This is a genomic window from Priestia sp. SRI_019 (assembly GCF_057586255.1).
On the sequence record NZ_JBYCZN010000001.1, the window covers coordinates 1,028,881 to 1,045,025 of the forward strand.

The 16,145-nt window shown below is 40.4% G+C and carries 24 protein-coding genes and 1 pseudogene; 15 read left to right on the forward strand and 10 right to left on the reverse strand.

Translation table 11 applies throughout. The annotated features are described in order from the left end of the window. The first annotated feature begins 7 nt into the window (after window positions 1-7). A complete protein-coding gene (locus tag AC2YJL_RS05240; protein ID WP_251568492.1) occupies window positions 8-940 on the forward strand; it encodes a patatin-like phospholipase family protein in 933 nt (310 codons plus the stop codon). Between the two features lie 11 nt (window positions 941-951). On the opposite strand, the gene AC2YJL_RS05245 is transcribed toward AC2YJL_RS05240, so the two are convergent. Beyond that, a complete protein-coding gene (locus tag AC2YJL_RS05245; protein ID WP_230933387.1) occupies window positions 952-1,317 on the reverse strand; it encodes a DUF3221 domain-containing protein in 366 nt (121 codons plus the stop codon). Window positions 1,318-1,491: 174 nt separating this feature from the next. Between AC2YJL_RS05245 and AC2YJL_RS05250 the strand changes: the two genes are divergently transcribed. The 3 genes from AC2YJL_RS05250 to AC2YJL_RS05260 all read left to right on the forward strand — a co-directional run bounded on the left by AC2YJL_RS05250 (window position 1,492) and on the right by AC2YJL_RS05260 (window position 3,126). After that, the gene (locus AC2YJL_RS05250; RefSeq protein ID WP_251568494.1) at window positions 1,492-2,100 is read left to right on the forward strand and encodes a hypothetical protein; all 609 of its coding nucleotides are present in this window, start codon (window positions 1,492-1,494) and stop codon (window positions 2,098-2,100) included. A gap of 136 nt (window positions 2,101-2,236) precedes the next feature. Then, complete coding sequence (locus AC2YJL_RS05255) at window positions 2,237-2,497, forward strand: hypothetical protein (RefSeq protein WP_016765166.1); 261 nt, start codon at window positions 2,237-2,239, stop codon at window positions 2,495-2,497. A gap of 290 nt (window positions 2,498-2,787) precedes the next feature. Continuing rightward, entirely contained in the window at window positions 2,788-3,126 is a 339-nt protein-coding gene (locus AC2YJL_RS05260; protein WP_251568496.1) for a hypothetical protein, read from the forward strand. Window positions 3,127-3,169: 43 nt separating this feature from the next. Here AC2YJL_RS05260 and AC2YJL_RS05265 read toward each other — a convergent pair whose 3' ends face one another. Further along, a complete protein-coding gene (locus AC2YJL_RS05265) occupies window positions 3,170-3,643 on the reverse strand; it encodes a YtxH domain-containing protein (protein ID WP_050689925.1) in 474 nt (157 codons plus the stop codon). 327 nt (window positions 3,644-3,970) lie between these two features. Between AC2YJL_RS05265 and AC2YJL_RS05270 the strand changes: the two genes are divergently transcribed. After that, a complete protein-coding gene (locus tag AC2YJL_RS05270) occupies window positions 3,971-5,446 on the forward strand; it encodes a glycoside hydrolase family 32 protein (RefSeq protein ID WP_251568497.1) in 1,476 nt (491 codons plus the stop codon). Window positions 5,447-5,496: 50 nt separating this feature from the next. Here the strand turns inward: AC2YJL_RS05270 and AC2YJL_RS05275 are convergent, their stop codons facing one another. Together AC2YJL_RS05275 and AC2YJL_RS05280 are read right to left on the reverse strand one after the other, a co-directional pair. After that, entirely contained in the window at window positions 5,497-5,778 is a 282-nt protein-coding gene (locus AC2YJL_RS05275; RefSeq protein WP_013058546.1) for a hypothetical protein, read from the reverse strand. Window positions 5,779-5,864: 86 nt separating this feature from the next. Next, window positions 5,865-6,053 carry a hypothetical protein gene (locus AC2YJL_RS05280; protein ID WP_251568498.1) on the reverse strand — a complete coding sequence of 63 codons (189 nt, stop codon included), beginning with the start codon at window positions 6,051-6,053 and terminating at the stop codon, window positions 5,865-5,867. A gap of 123 nt (window positions 6,054-6,176) precedes the next feature. Here AC2YJL_RS05280 and AC2YJL_RS05285 point away from each other — a divergent pair, with 123 nt between their 5' ends. Next, complete coding sequence (locus AC2YJL_RS05285) at window positions 6,177-6,434, forward strand: hypothetical protein (protein WP_251568499.1); 258 nt, start codon at window positions 6,177-6,179, stop codon at window positions 6,432-6,434. Window positions 6,435-6,513: 79 nt separating this feature from the next. Here the strand turns inward: AC2YJL_RS05285 and AC2YJL_RS05290 are convergent, their stop codons facing one another. Continuing rightward, entirely contained in the window at window positions 6,514-7,758 is a 1,245-nt protein-coding gene (locus AC2YJL_RS05290) for an MFS transporter (RefSeq protein ID WP_487374647.1), read from the reverse strand. Beyond that, window positions 7,755-8,498, reverse strand: a complete 744-nt coding sequence (locus AC2YJL_RS05295) for a MerR family transcriptional regulator (RefSeq protein ID WP_230933380.1) — start codon at window positions 8,496-8,498, stop codon at window positions 7,755-7,757. The genes AC2YJL_RS05290 and AC2YJL_RS05295 overlap by 4 nt, the downstream gene beginning before the upstream one ends. An 83-nt stretch (window positions 8,499-8,581) precedes the next feature. On the opposite strand from AC2YJL_RS05295, the gene AC2YJL_RS05300 reads away from it, so the two are divergent. Together AC2YJL_RS05300 and AC2YJL_RS05305 are read left to right on the forward strand one after the other, a co-directional pair. Continuing rightward, window positions 8,582-9,262 (forward strand): CPBP family intramembrane glutamic endopeptidase, encoded by a 681-nt coding sequence (locus tag AC2YJL_RS05300; RefSeq protein ID WP_487374648.1) that lies wholly within the window; start codon window positions 8,582-8,584, stop codon window positions 9,260-9,262. 231 nt (window positions 9,263-9,493) lie between these two features. Next, window positions 9,494-10,456 (forward strand): annotated as a pseudogene (locus AC2YJL_RS05305) (aldo/keto reductase). Between the two features lie 36 nt (window positions 10,457-10,492). On the opposite strand, the gene AC2YJL_RS05310 reads toward AC2YJL_RS05305, so the two are convergent. Further along, complete coding sequence (locus AC2YJL_RS05310) at window positions 10,493-10,879, reverse strand: MerR family transcriptional regulator (RefSeq protein ID WP_013084526.1); 387 nt, start codon at window positions 10,877-10,879, stop codon at window positions 10,493-10,495. 186 nt (window positions 10,880-11,065) lie between these two features. Here AC2YJL_RS05310 and AC2YJL_RS05315 point away from each other — a divergent pair, with 186 nt between their 5' ends. Then, window positions 11,066-11,236, forward strand: a complete 171-nt coding sequence (locus AC2YJL_RS05315) for a hypothetical protein (RefSeq protein ID WP_195696161.1) — start codon at window positions 11,066-11,068, stop codon at window positions 11,234-11,236. An 80-nt stretch (window positions 11,237-11,316) separates the two neighbouring features. After that, on the forward strand, window positions 11,317-11,457 hold the full coding sequence (locus tag AC2YJL_RS05320; RefSeq protein ID WP_230933378.1) for a hypothetical protein: 141 nt from the start codon (window positions 11,317-11,319) through the stop codon (window positions 11,455-11,457). 18 nt (window positions 11,458-11,475) lie between these two features. On the opposite strand, the gene AC2YJL_RS05325 is transcribed toward AC2YJL_RS05320, so the two are convergent. Next, window positions 11,476-11,670, reverse strand: coding sequence for a hypothetical protein (locus tag AC2YJL_RS05325; RefSeq protein ID WP_230933377.1), 195 nt, complete (start codon window positions 11,668-11,670; stop codon window positions 11,476-11,478). A 223-nt stretch (window positions 11,671-11,893) separates the two neighbouring features. Here AC2YJL_RS05325 and AC2YJL_RS05330 point away from each other — a divergent pair, with 223 nt between their 5' ends. From AC2YJL_RS05330 to AC2YJL_RS05345, 4 genes are all read left to right on the forward strand, one after another. Continuing rightward, window positions 11,894-12,415, forward strand: coding sequence for a hypothetical protein (locus AC2YJL_RS05330; protein ID WP_230933376.1), 522 nt, complete (start codon window positions 11,894-11,896; stop codon window positions 12,413-12,415). A gap of 64 nt (window positions 12,416-12,479) precedes the next feature. Next, window positions 12,480-12,998, forward strand: coding sequence for an N-acetyltransferase family protein (locus tag AC2YJL_RS05335; protein WP_487374649.1), 519 nt, complete (start codon window positions 12,480-12,482; stop codon window positions 12,996-12,998). 2 nt (window positions 12,999-13,000) lie between these two features. Further along, on the forward strand, window positions 13,001-13,483 hold the full coding sequence (locus tag AC2YJL_RS05340) for a DinB family protein (protein WP_230933375.1): 483 nt from the start codon (window positions 13,001-13,003) through the stop codon (window positions 13,481-13,483). After that, window positions 13,467-13,634, forward strand: a complete 168-nt coding sequence (locus tag AC2YJL_RS05345) for a hypothetical protein (protein WP_195696165.1) — start codon at window positions 13,467-13,469, stop codon at window positions 13,632-13,634. The genes AC2YJL_RS05340 and AC2YJL_RS05345 overlap by 17 nt, the downstream gene beginning before the upstream one ends. Before the next feature lie 11 nt (window positions 13,635-13,645). On the opposite strand, the gene AC2YJL_RS05350 is transcribed toward AC2YJL_RS05345, so the two are convergent. Further along, on the reverse strand, window positions 13,646-14,287 hold the full coding sequence (locus tag AC2YJL_RS05350; protein ID WP_487374650.1) for a pyridoxamine 5'-phosphate oxidase family protein: 642 nt from the start codon (window positions 14,285-14,287) through the stop codon (window positions 13,646-13,648). 124 nt (window positions 14,288-14,411) lie between these two features. After that, window positions 14,412-14,657, reverse strand: coding sequence for a hypothetical protein (locus AC2YJL_RS05355; protein WP_028409779.1), 246 nt, complete (start codon window positions 14,655-14,657; stop codon window positions 14,412-14,414). 308 nt (window positions 14,658-14,965) lie between these two features. Here AC2YJL_RS05355 and AC2YJL_RS05360 point away from each other — a divergent pair, with 308 nt between their 5' ends. Then, a complete protein-coding gene (locus tag AC2YJL_RS05360) occupies window positions 14,966-15,976 on the forward strand; it encodes an aldo/keto reductase (protein ID WP_195696167.1) in 1,011 nt (336 codons plus the stop codon). The last annotated feature ends 169 nt before the right edge of the window (window positions 15,977-16,145 follow it).

The following is a 16,145-nucleotide window of genomic DNA, read 5'->3' on the forward strand; positions in this document are numbered from 1 at the left end:
GGAAAATGTGAAAGCAGATGCTGTATTTGAAGGGGGAGGCGTTCGAGGAATTGCATTCACGGGTGCGATTGAAGCGATGGAAGAAAGTAATGTAGAATGGCAGCGTCTAGCAGGTACGTCAGCAGGCGCGTTAATTGCGGCTCTTTTGGCGAGTGGCTATAAAAGCAGTGAAATTCGCAGGGAGCTTCAAAACATGGACTATGCTAAGTTTCGCGGGAAAACGATCATTAACCGAATTCCTCTGATTGGAAACTTGATTGAGCTGATGATTCATTTAGGTTTTTATAAAAATGATTATTTGGAAATATGGGTGTACGGTTTGCTGCGTGAAAAAGGAATCGAAACGTTTGCGGATTTGCCGGCAGATAAGCTGAAAATTATTGCCTCAGACATTTCGAACGGGCAGATGCTTGTGCTGCCTGACGACTTGCCTCGCTACGGAATGCAGCCAAGCGATATGAAGATTTCACAAGCCGTGATGATGAGTGCGTCCATTCCTTTTTTCTTTCGTCCCGTTATCTGGAAGTCCAAAGGGTTCAAGAGATCATACATTGTCGATGGAGCGCTTTTAAGCAATTTTCCGATTTGGCTGTTTGATACGGAGCATCCGCGTTTCCCGACATTTGGTTTTCGATTTGTCAAAGAAGAAATTGATACAGCCGCTATTATTCCGACGCCGGTCCATTTATTTAAAAGTATGTTTACGACGATGCTGCAAGCTCATGATTTGCGGTATTTGAACGCGGAGACAAAAGAACGAACGGTGCAAATTCCAACCGGTGTGATTACGGCAACGGATTTTGCCTTAAAGGAAGAAGAAATCGAATTTTTATATGAATCTGGTTATATATCAGCAAAGCGCTTTTTAGAAAAGTGGGATTTTGAACAGCATAAAATGAATCGAACCGGACGGCAGCTGACAAGAAGAAAGCTCCCGTAACAGGAGCTTTTCTACGGCTGTTTTAAAATGTTGACTTCAACAGCTTCGCCTTTTGCCGGAACGGAATACTGAACGCTTTTGTCTTTTTTGAGCCATGCTTTAACGAGCTGTCCTTTTTTGTATGTTTGATCATCCGAAACTTTTACATAAATAGGCTGTACATCGCTAGAACCAAGTATTTCTTTTGTTGTATAGTCAAGCGCGGTATCTCGCGGAATGACGTTTGCAATAAGAATTTCATCCTGTTTCACTTCTAAAATTCGCCCTTGAACTAAATAGCCGGCCGGCTTTTTTGACTGCTCGGCGTTATCAGAACAGCCGCTTAAACAAATAAAAAAGAAAAGAAAAAGTGCAGTTGATTGAACGGTAAACTTCATAAAATCTCCTTTCCGTTTCAACATGACTACCATTATAACGCGTTTGACCATTTCTTTTCCAGTTTTCGGAGAAAGCAAGAGGTAATCGTTGACGGTATTTCAGCGCGCGTGATATGTTTTAACTCATAAACGCTATTTTTACTAGAAGCCACGCTTAGTACGGGAGGTCCTTATATGGATGTTACCTTTTTAACCAACGTTATTCGACATATACTAGAACGAGATAATTTTGTCATTGACTTTGAAGAATCAGACGAACAAAATATTCACTTTTGGCATCGAGACGAGCCGTTTCGCCTTTTTATTTCAGAACAAACGGAAAGTTATTTAGTATGGACCGTTTTTGAAGATGAAAAGGAACAGTGGAGCGGAAAAACATTTCTCCAAGAAGTGACGAATACGTGTAAAGACTGCAGTGAGCCAATCGCGCACTGGATTTATAAAGATGGAGGCAAAGCAGGTTATTGCGATCATTGTCTGCAAACGTTTGGAAATGCGTATTTTACAAATGCTGATGATATCAAGCAAAACCTTCATTTAATTGACGGTTCTATTTGTTTTATTACCGATGAAACCGGAAGCGATTGGTGGATTGCATATGAAGGGTTCAAACGAGTAATTGCAAGATTAGAAGAAAATCCCCATCAGAAAGTCGAAATGTACAAGCCCGAATATCCGGTCTTTAAATGGGAAATACATTTTCTAACGGAAAACAATTCTGCTAGCTTTAAGTTCAAAGATGACTTTGCATCTGGAATTGTACCGAAGGGAAGAATACTCTAACATCCTTGTTATAAGGGTGTTTTTTCTTATAATGGGAAGTTTTTTTGAAAAAAATAATTAATTTAGGTTAAAAAGAAGGAATTAAAGGGTAAAGAGTAGAAGATATATCACTATAGGAAGAATGGGGGAAATAATTATGACAACTACAACAAATTTAACACTGGGGTACAAAATGTACACGATTGATTTTAGCCGTCCAACGCAGTCTAACGAGGCACTGCTTGATTTCTTTAAAGATGTGCAGCACAGACAGGGAAATAATGCAGAAAGCTTTTCTAAAACATTAATGGAAATCGAAGAAATCAAAACAAAATATGTAGATCATGAAATCGTACTGCTGGCTAAATCGCTTGAACAGCAAATAAGCCGCTCAAATGCAGAAAAACTTGAGGTCTGATAATCACCAGAAATGGTCGATTTATCAGACCTTTTTTATTTTTATCGATCTAGCGCTGTCTCCTTGGCTAAAGAGCAGCCAAGGAGACAGCGCTAGACCTAAGCGTAAGTTGGCCTCCCTTGCGGGCTGCCAACTTACGCTTAGATGAACCTTTTGGGGTGAAGTTAAGGGGACTGGGAATCTGGGAGTGTGGCTTTTAGACTGAAGAGAGAATTTTGTACATTTCAACGGATGTTTGATTTTATCAAAAGTTGTAGATGAATAGACTATCAAGTCGTTGGAGGCGTTGTATGGTTGGAATTTGCAGCTGGAAGTGTGCGGTGAGTGGAATAAGTATTGCAAGTGTCTACAGTAAGCAGCCGTCGTGGCAGCGGGAGTGTTATTTGGTGACACCTGGTAAAGTTTATTATGAGTCGTGCTATCAAGGGTACGGAGAGTTTGCAGGAATAGATATTTTTTGTTTGATGAGAGAAGACGGAGCGGAGAAAGAAGACAGTGAAGGGGTAGTGGCTTTTAAGCCTAAGATTGTGCTGGCGAAGTATTACAGCGGACAGCGTTATGAAGAACTGCCGGAATCAGAGCCGTGTCCGTACGGAGGCTATTTTTTTGAAGGGTGGAAGGAAGGGTAGCGAATATACATAAAAGCTGTAGAGATATCTCTACAGCTCGTTATTAACGTCTTGTTTCATCGACAGATTGTTCTAAGTCACTTACTTCTTGCGTAATTGTATTTAATTCTTCTTGCACTGCTTCAGCTTCAAGAACAGGATCTTGAACGATTTCTGTCGTTTCAAGCTCTTCTGCTGCAGCCGTTTCTGCAAGCGGCTCCTCTTTAGCCGTGCGCAAAGATTTCACTTTGTTGACAACTTGCGAAGACTGTTCGGAGACTTTTTGTGAAAGACGAGCTGTGCGCTGTTTGAGGTCTTGGCCTTTTGCATATACCGTTTCTTTCACTTGACCTGTTTTAGCAAGTGCTTGATTCGCTCCGTCTTGAATAGAAGCACGCAGCTCTTTTCCTGACTTTGGCGCTACTAGTAAAGCTGTTGTTACACCCACTACGCTACCTACTAACGTGCCGACTAATAATTCTTTGCTTCCACCTTTTGTTTCTTTACCCACTGTTTCTTTTACGTTTTCTTTTGTCATGACATTTCCTCCTTTTATAATATGTAATATGAAGGGTTTACCATTTTGTTGAATACTTCCTGCAAAACGCAAATGATTCGCTAAAAAAATGTGCAAGTGCCGTCGGACGCTCGTACAGGCTGGTGAAATTTGATTGTATATAGTATTCAACCACCTGACAGAAAAACCTTCTTTTCTGCTATAAAAACAGAAAAAAACTTATCTATAAAATCCGACACAAGAAAACGACAACATTCGTTCTTTGGTAGCATTTTCACTTGAAATTTTATATCATAGAGTGCAAGGAGAATACGTTCTCTTTTTTTAAATGCTGGAGGGATTGAAGAAATGGCCGAATCGAAGTACAGAACGATTTTAGAAGCAAAATCTGGAGAGTTAGAAGCATTAAAAGACAAAGCAATCAAAGACAGCTGGCAGCCGATTTATCATATTCATCCACAGTACGGGCTGATGAATGATCCAAACGGATTGATTCAATTAAACGGCGAATATCACGTGTTTTATCAGTGGTATCCGTACGGTGCGATGCATGGAATGAAGCACTGGGCTCATGTGAAATCTACGGATTTAGTAACGTGGGAACGCCTTCCGGTTGCCCTAACGCCAACGGAAGAATATGAATCGCACGGCGCATACTCAGGCGGCGCGATTGAAAAAGATGGTCAAGGGCTGCTGTTTTATACGGGGAATGTAAAATACGAAGACGGCTCACGTTCAGCTAATCAATGTATCGCGATGCTAAACAGGGATGGAAGTGTAGAAAAATACACGAATAATCCAGCGGTACAAGGCGTTCCTGAAGGGTATACAGGACATGTGCGCGATCCGAAAGTATGGAAAGAAAATGATACATATTATATGCTGCTAGGCGCTCAGCGTGAAAACGAGACGGGCGCATTAATTGTGTATGAATCAAGCGATGCGCTTCAGTGGTCATTTAAAGGCGAAGTTAAAACATCGCTTCCTGACTTTGGCTATATGTGGGAGTGCCCGGATTACTTTAAACTGGACGGAAAAGATGTGTTTGTCTTTTCACCGCAAGGAATCAAAGCGGATGGCCACGATTTTCATAATATTTATAATGTGATTTACGCGGTGGGAACATTCGATGTGGAAAGTTTAACGTTTGAAATGGAGTATTACCGTGAAATTGATAAAGGGTTTGACTTTTATGCACCGCAAACGTTCCAAGATGAAAGCGGACGTCGCTTGCTATTTGCATGGATTGGAAACCCGGACGTTGACTATCCGTCAGACGAATATGGATGGGCTCATGCCTTAACGCTTCCTCGTGAGCTTTCGCTTGAAGGAAATGAACTTGTTCAAAAGCCTGTAGAAGAGTTAAATAAGCTTCGAGATCAAGCGGTTCATTTTAGAGGAACGCTGAAAAATGAAGAAGTGATTATTGATGAAGCAACAAACAATGCATATGAAATCAATATGACGTTCCGCGAGATAGCGGCCAAACAGTTTGGTTTAGAGCTGTTTAATAGTAAAGAAGAAGAGCTTCGCCTCGTGTTTGATACAGAAAAGCAAGAAGTGCGACTCGACCGTTCTTCATTCCACCATCAATATGCAACGGAATACGGTGTGGTTCGCTCTGAAAAATGGACAGCGTCAAATGAAGTCGATGTTTGTGTGTTTGTCGACAAAAGCATCGTCGAAATTTATATAAACGGCGGCAAAATTGTCTTCACTTCCCGCGTTTTCCCGAAAAAAGATTCCAAATCAGCTGTAAATGTATTTGCAGAAGGAGCTGTGGACTACCGGATTGATTATTACGGTATGTCGCGCGGTATTTAATATAAGAAATGAGAAAAGCCAATGAATATCATTCATTGGCTTTTTGGTTTCTATAAAAATAAAATACAAATACATGAAGCAACTAAGTGAGGAACAGCTGCAATAATAAAACGTTTCATCCACTCTGTATCCTCTCGCTGCCGGACGGGTGTAAAGTAAGGACCTCTTGTTTCAAATCGAAATGCGTCGAGAAGCGTAACGAGTGCAATCGCTGTAAGTAATATGCCAAGAGGACCTGAAATATAGTAAATATACTGCCAGTTGCCTGCTGTAATAGAAATGATAATCACAATAATTAAAGATATAATGCCAGATATTAATCCTGTTTTCAAACTCAAAATCTCCTTACATCCAGTTTTTGCTTATCTATTTTACCATAACCGAATGAAGGTTTGTATATACGGCTCGGGGCGGATATTTACTTCTTAATTGACCTTCTATGTAAGTATCTTCTCGTATAAAACGAGTTTCCTAGCAAAAGCAGTGTCCCTAAAATCCACCCGGCTGCAGGAGAATAAGGAAAGATATTTTTTAAAGCCATCCCACAAGAAATAGAGGCTGCTCCGAGTATAAATAAAAGCAGCGTGATTCCTTGACGTTTTTTCATATGTACCACCTCTCTTACTAATTTTACCATAAGATATGAGTATAGTAGAATAAAATGTAAGGTGTCATACAAAAAAAGAAGTATATGGTAAAATTTGAAGAGTAGAAAGGGAAGAGGGATGCATTGATTAAAAAAGGATTTATAGCAGGAATCGTGATGGTCGGGATTGTTGTTGCTCTTGCTCTTGCTTCTTTTACAGGGAAGTGGAGCTATCTCTATTTTGTGTCAGGCACAATGGGGGCAGTATCGCTCGTTTTAGCTTTGGTATACCTTATTGACAGTATCGTGCTAGGAAGTACAGGCACATTCTTTTCAGCCAAAAAGATGCGCAAGGTGAGCCGAGTTGAAGATGCAAAACGGTTGCGGTACCGAACGTATTAGCTGCTTTGATTTATGTAGCCGGTGGTTGATGAACAGAAGTCTAAAAAAACAGCTTGAGGTACAACCTCAAGCTGTTTTTTTATGCGTCAATCTGAACGTTTCCTTCCCGTTTATCACGCAGAGGCATCACCATACTCACAAATCCAACGACTACTACGATGATTGCCGCCGTTAAAAAAGTCGTCTGAGCCCCTGCAAGCTTTACGATCATGCCTCCAAGAAGAGGAGCAGTAAGTAAAACGGCACTCGTTAAGGTGTTGATGAATCCGTACACTTTTCCGAGGTGTTCCTTGTCGCTGTAGGTTTGAACGATATAGTTAAACAGCAGTAAATTAAGCCCAACTCCGGCCCCTCCAATAGGTGCAGCAATCAAAATGAAATAGCGTGACATAACGGCTGGATTAAAGCAGCTAATGAAAAATAAAGAACTTCCAAATAGAAGCAGGCCGAGTGATAAAAGTCTAAATGGATGTTGAACCTGTTTTTTTCTATTAAGATACATTCCTGTTACTAGCGCTCCCAGCCCGATTCCAGAAAGCAGCCAGCCGAGCATTTCCGGATGGTGAGGCAGCACATCTCGTAGGAAGATGCTGATTTGAGCGTCAACAAGCATGACTACAAAATACGAAAGGTGAAACAACATAACGGCGCGTAAAAGGATTGAGTGCTGAAAAACGATTTTCCAGCCGTTTGAGTACGTTTCTTTCAGTTGATGGGAAGAACGAGCAGCTTGCCCTTGAATGTTTTTACCTGCTTTTTTAAGTGAAAACAGCACACCAATAGAAATCATACAAGCTGCGGCATTAACTAAAATGCATGCTTTTGGCGTTGTGAACGTCAGCGCGGCGGCTCCGAGAAACGGCCCCACAACTTTGGCAATTTGAAACATAATGTTTTGTAAAGTAGAGGCCTGCAGCAGCTGCTCTTCTTTGACCACTTCTCGAACGTAAGCCAGCTGTGCAGGCACTTTCATAACAGAACTCATCGAGCGCAGCGTCAGCACCGTTAGTGCCAAAAGCGGTTCATTTGTGAAAAATAACAGACATGTGAACAGAAGACGGACTAGTTCAGACAAAAACATCAGCTGTACTTTATCATAGCGGTCCGCTAAATTTCCTGCTGCTTGACTTAGCAGGATGCTAGGCAAAGCGTACGCGACAGGAATAAGCGTAATCCAGAGGGAATTTGCGTGCCACACGTATGTAAAAAGCGTTATCACCGCAAACATATCAAATAAATCTCCGAAGCTTGCTGCGGTGCTTGAAATAAATAATCTTTTATAAGAAAAATTAGCAAACAGCTTTTCTTTTCTCAATACCTTCATTCCTTTACGTGTTGTTCGTAAAAAATAATCGCATCTTCAATAAATTGAAGGACTTCGCTGTCAATAGGGTAGAGATTAAGTGAACTTGATGCCTCAGGAGATTTGCGAATATCCCAAAAAGTTTCTTCTAAAGCGGTATGCTGCCCAAATAGTTCAGCTGATAAAAGCAGAATATCTGCTGCAATCAGCTGCCCATCTTCAGATTGAGGTGCACGCTGATGCTTTAAGCAAAGCTGAATTCGCTTTATCATGCTAATCCATTTATCGGCACTCGCATTCTCCATTTTAGGCAAATCATGCTGCAGAATCTTGCTTTCTTCTAATGAAAGCGAAAGCAGATCAGTCCAGCTGCTCTTGGCATTAGTTTCATTGTCAACTAAAGGAAGGAGCTGCTTCCAGTTTAATTCACCTTCTATTTTTATACTGTTGCGAAGCGTGTGGGTGTGTTCTAAAGCTCGCTGAATTTCTGAAGCTTTTTGCTGAAGTTTTTGCTGATGAATCCCTAGAAGTTTATCAATACTTACTTGATGAAGAATAAGTTCAATATCTCGCAAAGGAACGGCTAAGTTTTTTAAAAGGGTAATTTTCTCTAGTGTGACTAAGTCCGTTTCTGAGTAAGAGCGCTTTCCATTTTCTGATTTTGACGATGGATGAAGCAAGCCAATTTGATCGTAGTAACGAAGCGTACGCACCGTGAGGCCTAATTTTTTAGCGGCTTGCCCCGTAGAAAAATAAATCATGTTTAATCCCTCCAAAAAAATGCTTGCAGGTAACGTTACGTCACCTTTTACACTGAATATATGTAAAAGGGAGGCGAAGTAAATTGAAACAAAAAAATCAAGGATTATGGACCATAAAATCATTCGTAATTATGCTGGTCGTCACGTTTGTTGGTGTGCCTATTTTAATTGAAGGCATATTGCAGGATGCTTTGCATTCCCTGTTTAAAAATGATCTTTATGCTGGAACAGCTACTGGGTTTGTTATGGCAGCTGTGTTTTTATCAGCTCTGTATGGACTGATGGTTCAGACTGGTGATAGAAAAATTGGTTTTCAATCGTTTTCAAAACGGCACTGGCCGCGCATTCTTTTTTGGCTTTTTGTGCTGATCTTAGGAAGTGTGGCAATTGTTGTGCTAATGGAATGGTTTGGTATGACGTATGAAAATAAAAAAACAGCCAGTTTACAGCATGACCTGTCGCTGTTTTCATTTATACTTGCTTTTGTTTCAGCCGCTGTAATCTCACCTTTTTATGAAGAGATTATCTACCGAGGATTTTTTTATACATGGCTGAAACGTAAAGGAGGAATTGTGTTTGCATTGGCGGGAAGTTCGTTTATCTTTATGCTGGTGCATATTCCAACGTACAATACCTTGCCCGTTAACTTTTTATCAGGTATCGTGTGCGCGTGGGTGTACGAAAAAACAAAGTCGCTGCTTCCAAGTATGATCATTCACGCTTGTTTTAATGGAATCGCCGTTATTTTAACAGCGTCAGCTTAATGTAGTTTCGATAACGAGTAAGCTATGATTTATCTTACCATATTATGTCTACTTAAGAAGCGAATTACAAAAAATAAGCGGAAATGAACCCAAAAACTGCTAGAAGCACTGCCTGTTCCTAGCAGTTTTTTATGTATGCACGCAAGCTTAAGGCTTGTCTTAAAGTGGACGTTAAGATGTATGATAAGAAAGAGTGAGAGTGAAGACAGCCATAAAAAGGAGAGGGTATCGATGCAATATCGAAAGCTTGGAACAACAGGTCTGGAAGTATCAAATTTATGTCTAGGCACAATGGCGTTTGGACGATGGATTGACGAAAAAGCGTCGGCAGCTATTTTACATAGCGCCATTGAAAACGGCATTAACTTCATTGACACAGCCAACTATTACGGAAAAGGGCAGGATGAAGAGTTTAGATATGGCACAGGGGAATCGGAAGAAATTATTGGACGTGCGTTAAAAGGAAAACGAGATGATGTTGTGCTTGCAACAAAAGTCGGCATTGCCGTAGGAAAAGGCAAAAATGATAAAGGTCTTTCACGCACACATATTATGAGAGAAGTGGATAATCAGCTGCGACGACTGCAGACGGACTACATTGATCTTTATCAAGTTCATCTTTTTGATCACCATACACCTATGGAAGAAACGCTTCGCGCGCTCTATGATTTAGTTCGTCAAGGCAAAGTTCGTTATATTGGCTGCTCCAATTATGCCGCGTGGCAAATTGCAAAGTCTCATCATATTAGTGACAAAATGAATCTTGAAAAATTTATTTCCGCTCAGCCTCAGTACAATCTTCTCTCTCGTGAAATTGAACAAGAGCTGCTGCCGTTTAGTCAATCTGAAGGTGTAGGCGTTATGGTATACAGTCCGTTAGCGCGCGGCATGCTTTGAGGAAAATATAAAACATCAAATGACGTGCCGCCAGAAAGCCGCGCTGCGCATGGTGAAAAGCTGCTGCGAAACTACTTTACAGACCAAAACTTTCAGCTGGTGGAGCAGTATCGCAAGTTAGCAGAAACAAATGAAGTAAGCTTGTCTCAGTTTGCTCTTTCATGGGTATTGAATCAGCCCGCTGTAACATCAAGCATTATCGGAGCTAGTAAATTGCACCACGTAACAGATGCGGTTGAAATCAGCGATTGGACATGGTCAGAGGAGCTGTTGAATACCGTGAATTCACTGTATTAATAAAAAGTCCGCAGGTGCACCTGCGGATTTTTGTGTTTAAATTTTAATTTCCTTTTGCGTTAATTTTGCTTCTAGTGAGTCGTACAAAGCGAGCTTATAGTTGATTTGTTCAAGGTATTTAAAAGTTTTGGCCATTTCTTCTTCCACCGCTTCTTTGTGCTGAAGCATCATGTTTTTTCGTTCTTTAATCGTGCTTTCGCCTTGTTTATAGAGCTCTACATAGCGCTTGATTTCTGCAAGCGGCATGCCTGTTGAGCGCAGAGCCAAAATAAAACGGATCCATTCAATATTCGTATCATTATAGAGGCGCTTTCCATTTTCATCACGCTCTACAAAAGGAAGAATTCCTTCTTTTTCATAGTAGCGTAAAGTCGGTGCGGAAAGCCCGGTTTTTTCATTCATTTCTTTCATGCTATAAGACAAGATTGTTCACTCCCACTTATGAATCGTAAAGCTTACTTTAAGGTATATGATAATCGATAGTTGAACGTTTTATCAAATTATTTTCCGTTTATTTAAAAAAATATGGAACTTTTATACAGTTTGTCCGTAGTAACAAGTAGATAATAAGAAACTTACTGTAAAAGGTTAAGTAAAGGGGATAGAGTAATGAAAAAAGTAAAATGGATTAGTTTTATCCTGCTGCTGATTTCAAGCGGAGTCTTTTTTATCAATCATCAGTACGTCATTTTACTAGCGGCTTGGACCGTGTACGGAATGGCTTTATCAATCCTGGTTTATTTCTTTTCATATGATATGAGTGATTCAAACAAAGAGTAAAAGGCGTATACGCGTTTCTTATTGTCTTCAAAATAAAAGCAGAAAATGAAAGGATGGAAGAAATGGGAGAACTTTTTTGAATGATTTTGTTCGGAGCGTGTATTTGGGTGCCGCTAATTTGGAATAAAATTGCGATTGGCAAGCGCATCGCACACGAAGAAAAGAAAGCAGGACGTGATTTAACAGGGGAAATCAATCCGTTTACCGGAGGAAGAATGTAAATAGAGATTAAGACATATCTAAATTAATCCCATTGAAAGACGAGCAAATAGGATAAATGAGCTCATATGAATTGCTTGTGACACCGCTGTTAATTTCCGTGCAAGGCTTCGCTTTCCGCGGGCGGCCGGTGAGCCTCCTCGTCGCTTACGCTTCTGCGGGGTCTCACCTATTCCGCTTTTCCCGCAGGAGTCTTCGCCTTTCCCTCCAATCAACAGCTAGAAGCAGCTACCTACATAAAACTTACATTCAGCCTATCCATAAAAAATCCGAACGAATTTAATTCTCTACCAAGAATCTCAATGCATCGTTCAAATTTCCCTACCACTAAAATACGTTTGTCTCAGCCTCTTCATTAGTAAAGAAAACGATAGTTTAATTTTGTTATTAATAGTATAATTAACCATATTTACTTTGAATAGAAAGGTTGATGAAAAAGTGTCAACACTCTTTTTGGTCGGCATGATACTTGTGCTGGCGATGATTATTTTTTCACGTACGCTGTGGGTGCCGAGCGGAGTGGTAGAACGTCTCAGCAAGAAAAAGTGGTTTCAAAATCACTGGCTGAGCGGAGGCTATTTGTTTGGCATTAATGCTTTATATTTTGGTACTACAATATTTTTACTCTATCTTCTTATGTTTACAAATATCCCTTATCTACATATTGTTCTTATGTTTTTAGCGACGATTGTAAGTATTTTCACGTGGAGCGCCTTTAGTGCAGCATGGACAGGGTCATTTAAAAACCGTCTTAAAATGGCTTTAACAGGAAGCAGCTTTTACTTGATAGTGGCATTGATTATGGTGATCCAGTGGCTAAGCGTTAAGCCTCTGTATCCCAATGAAGATACGTTTATGCGAGCTTTAGGGTGGATGCTTGGCTTTTTCGTTTCAGCCGTCGCTTTTAGTATATGTTTTATCTTCACTGCTTTTCTTGGAAAACGTTCAGCACGTGTATAAGGATATCATCCGTTTATTAACGTTCTTTTCTAGTTAACTACTCTTGACGAAAGTAGGGGTAAACGTGATTCGAGAAATTTCAGCTTCCGATGCAGCCGCTTTTTTAGCGTTAAATAAAGAGCTTGATAAAGAAACAGCATATATGCTGTACGAGGAAAATGAGCGTGCGACTACGCTTGAACAGCAGAAAAAAATGATTATAACTTTTTTAAAGATGCCGAACTCGACCATATTAGTGGCGGAACAAGACGGCCAGCTCGTCGGACATCTATCTGTGATTGGCGGAAGCGTTAACCGAAAAAAACACAGCGCATACTTAGCTGTTGGCGTGCTTCAATCTTACGGAAACCGGGGCATCGGCACTTCGTTGTTTAAAGAAATGGAGAGATGGGCAGCGCAGAGCGGCATTAAACGAGTGGAGCTAACGGTGATGACCCACAATGAACCGGCCATTTCGCTGTATAAAAAAATGGGTTTCGAAATAGAAGGGAAAAAAGTATGTTCACTCGTTGTAGATGAAAAATCAGTCGATGAATATTATATGGGGAAGGTTTTTGAAAAAGCGTGCTTAAAGGAGAAATGAACATGGAAACGACGATTGTTCAGTTAAATGAATGGGTGATAAAGCTTCCTAAAAAGCTTGAAGTATTCTCTGAAGCAGCGGCGTCAAACCGTCCTGCTCCTAAGAAGTGGTCACCGAAAGAAATTGTGGGGCACTTATGTGACTCAGCCATTCACAATTTGCAGCGGTTTATCAATGTGCAGCATGAAAAAATACCTTTGGTCCTGACGCCTTACAAACAAGATGAATGGGTAGAACTGCAGCACTATCAAGCTACGCCCATGGAAGAAATAGTTGCCCTATGGCGCAGTTTAAATAAGCAAATTGCTTCCGTTCTTTCGCATATACCAACAGAAAAGCATATGTATCAATTCAAATTAGAAGATGGAAACTTCGTTTCGCTCCAGTGGTTGGCTAAAGATTATATTGCTCATTTAGAGCATCATATTAAGCAAATTGACGCCCAACTGCCGCTAGGAGGCAAAGAGGATGAAAAAAGAACATAAAAAAGAAGAATCTCAGGTGAAAGTAGATTTTAGAACAGGCCGCGCCTATGGTGATCATGAATACATAGGAAGTTCGAAAAAAGGCCTGCTTCTTGCTTTGTTACCAGTTCTAATCATTGCCGGAGGTATACTGTTTCTGATGGTAAAATGACAAAAGCCGCATTATAGCGGCTTTTTTTCATAGAGGTGCTGAGTTTTGCTTTCTTCGGGATTGTTGCGGCTTTCTAGGGTGGAAAAGCCTGCGTGTTCTGCGACAATTTTAGCTGCGGAAGGAAGCGTTTCGACTCTTTCCCAAGATTCTGGATCCCACAGCTTTGATCGCTTGAATGCTTTGCTGCAGTGGAGAAAGCATTCTTGTACTTCAACGCCGATAGCGAGCAGCGGAGTTTTATTGTGAACCGCCATTATTTCAAGCAGCGCTTTTTCTTTTACAATGCAAGCTTTGCCGTTAATCCGCAGCGTTTCTTCTATGCCTGGAATTAAAAAAAGCAGCCCTATTTGAGGATTAGATAAAATATTTTCCAATGAATCTACTTTTTGATTGCCGCGCCTCTCTGGAATCAATAGTCTCTTCTCATCGACGACTTGTACAAAACCAGGGTGATCCCCCCGCGGAGAACTGTCGCAAATTCCTTTATAATCAGCTGTAGCGATGATAACAAAAGGGGAATGTTTAATAAATTCCCGGCAGTGTCGATCTAAATAAGAAATTATTTTTTGATGCGCCAATTTGTTAGGCGCTCCGACTATACGGCGAAGCTCTTCCTTCGTTTTTACTTGTTCTTTAAAGTGACTGTTTTCCATTCCTTTTTTCACTCCTACAGTTTGCGTATACTGAAAATACCATTTTTATATATGAAATACTATGTTTTTATATTTAAAAAACAGAAAAATCAGTATATTCAAAAGAAGTAGAAGCATGGTAACGCTAATTTCTGTCTTTTTTTAAGTTTTTGATTGCGTTATCAAATATGTCATTAACCGTTTTCATATGTTCACTGACAAGATGGTCGGAGTCTTTTTCTCTCTGGCGCATGTCTTTTAACAAATCATCCATATCATCTAGCAAACTTTGAAAATACTCATCTTTTTGTTCTTCTTTCATTGTGGAATCATCCATTTCATCAAGCTTATCGAGCTTATCTTCAATTTTTTTGAAGTATTCATCTCTCAAGAATCTCACCTCATTTATAAAGTAGCTTTCTGCTTATTGTATGCACAATGTTTGTTTGCATGAGTAAGAAGTAGAAAGTACATAAATAAAAGGAGAGTCTGAAAAGCTCATTTGCTCCTTAGTAGGTTACTTTTTAGTTCCCATATTACTTTGAAGTGCGTACTTTTTTTTATTGTGTATATGCTTCATAATAAATTTTGTCAGGGGATAATAATCACATTTAATGAATAGATCAGTCATTGGGTTTACCCTCATACTGACAAATTTCTAAAATAGAGTTAACACAAATTTCAGGAGGTTTTATGAATATGAGAGAAATACTGCAAGGAAAACTAGGGTTTGGAACGGCACCACTGGGCAATATGTATCGTAATATTCCAGAAGAAGAGGCCATCGCAACGGTCGATGCTGCTTGGGAAAGCGGAATTCGCTACTTTGACGCAGCCCCTCTTTACGGAGCTGGTTTAGCGGAGATGCGCCTTGGTGAAGCACTATCAAAAAGAAATCGCGATGAGTATGTGCTAAGTACAAAAGTAGGTCGCGTTATTTCAGATGAACTAGAAGACACATCTTCACGTGATATGGGAGAAAAAGGCGGACTTTTTGAATTTGGCCGTAAAAATAAAATTATCAATGACTACAGTGCGGATGCAACTCTTCGTTCGATCGAGCAAAGCTTAAACCGTTTAAAAACAGATCGCTTGGACTTCGTGTATATTCATGATGTCGCGCAAGATTTTTATGGAGATGAGTGGGTAGGACAATTTGAGTCTGCTCGAACGGGCGCATTTCGTGTGCTTACACGCTTGCGTGAAGAAGGAGTTATTAAAGGATGGGGACTTGGAGTAAACCGAGTAGAGCCAATTGAAATCATGCTGGAGCTGGAAGAAGCAAAGCCGGATGTATCGTTGCTAGCTGGCCGTTACACGTTATTAGATCATGAGCGTGCGCTGCAGCGAGTAATGCCCGAAGCCGTAAAGCATAATATGGACATTGTTGTCGGCGGACCATACAGCTCAGGCGTTCTTGCTGGAGGTACGCACTTTGAATATCAAAAAGCATCTTCGGACATTATGGCAAAAGTAGAAAAAATTAAAGCTATTGCAGATCGTCATCAGATCAGCATTAAGGCTGCTGCTGTCCAGTTTTCACTGGCTAATCCAGCGGTTGCTGCTGTTATTCCCGGTGCTAGTCGTCCAGAGCGTATTGCCGAAGACAAAGCGGCATTAAACACAGTAATTCCGGCAGCCTTCTGGGAAGAAATGCGTGAACAGAAGCTTGTAGCTCCTCATGCACCGCTTCCACTTAACGTGAAGTGAAGGCAGAACGATAAATATGGGTTTTCAGTAAGTATAAAAAGTGTCTCGAAGTTTCGGTTTTGAGACACTTTTTTTGTATTGAGGTAGAAATTGACAAAAGATTAAGTGGCTTTCAATCATAAAAACGAACATTTTAACGATTTTTTAATTAAAATATTCGTTTTTTATT

Coding starts and splice junctions, on each gene's coding strand:
- AC2YJL_RS05360 (WP_195696167.1), top strand. CDS start 14,966: ATGAGAGAAATACTGCAAGGAAAACTAGGGTTTGGAACGGCACCACTG.
- AC2YJL_RS05320 (WP_230933378.1), top strand. CDS start 11,317: ATGATTTTGTTCGGAGCGTGTATTTGGGTGCCGCTAATTTGGAATAAA.
- AC2YJL_RS05315 (WP_195696161.1), top strand. CDS start 11,066: ATGAAAAAAGTAAAATGGATTAGTTTTATCCTGCTGCTGATTTCAAGC.
- AC2YJL_RS05260 (WP_251568496.1), top strand. CDS start 2,788: ATGGTTGGAATTTGCAGCTGGAAGTGTGCGGTGAGTGGAATAAGTATT.
- AC2YJL_RS05340 (WP_230933375.1), top strand. CDS start 13,001: ATGGAAACGACGATTGTTCAGTTAAATGAATGGGTGATAAAGCTTCCT.
- AC2YJL_RS05270 (WP_251568497.1), top strand. CDS start 3,971: ATGGCCGAATCGAAGTACAGAACGATTTTAGAAGCAAAATCTGGAGAG.
- AC2YJL_RS05265 (WP_050689925.1), bottom strand. CDS start 3,643: ATGACAAAAGAAAACGTAAAAGAAACAGTGGGTAAAGAAACAAAAGGT.
- AC2YJL_RS05290 (WP_487374647.1), bottom strand. CDS start 7,758: ATGAAGGTATTGAGAAAAGAAAAGCTGTTTGCTAATTTTTCTTATAAA.
- AC2YJL_RS05255 (WP_016765166.1), top strand. CDS start 2,237: ATGACAACTACAACAAATTTAACACTGGGGTACAAAATGTACACGATT.
- AC2YJL_RS05250 (WP_251568494.1), top strand. CDS start 1,492: ATGGATGTTACCTTTTTAACCAACGTTATTCGACATATACTAGAACGA.
- AC2YJL_RS05345 (WP_195696165.1), top strand. CDS start 13,467: ATGAAAAAAGAACATAAAAAAGAAGAATCTCAGGTGAAAGTAGATTTT.
- AC2YJL_RS05245 (WP_230933387.1), bottom strand. CDS start 1,317: ATGAAGTTTACCGTTCAATCAACTGCACTTTTTCTTTTCTTTTTTATT.
- AC2YJL_RS05280 (WP_251568498.1), bottom strand. CDS start 6,053: ATGAAAAAACGTCAAGGAATCACGCTGCTTTTATTTATACTCGGAGCA.
- AC2YJL_RS05350 (WP_487374650.1), bottom strand. CDS start 14,287: ATGGAAAACAGTCACTTTAAAGAACAAGTAAAAACGAAGGAAGAGCTT.
- AC2YJL_RS05295 (WP_230933380.1), bottom strand. CDS start 8,498: ATGATTTATTTTTCTACGGGGCAAGCCGCTAAAAAATTAGGCCTCACG.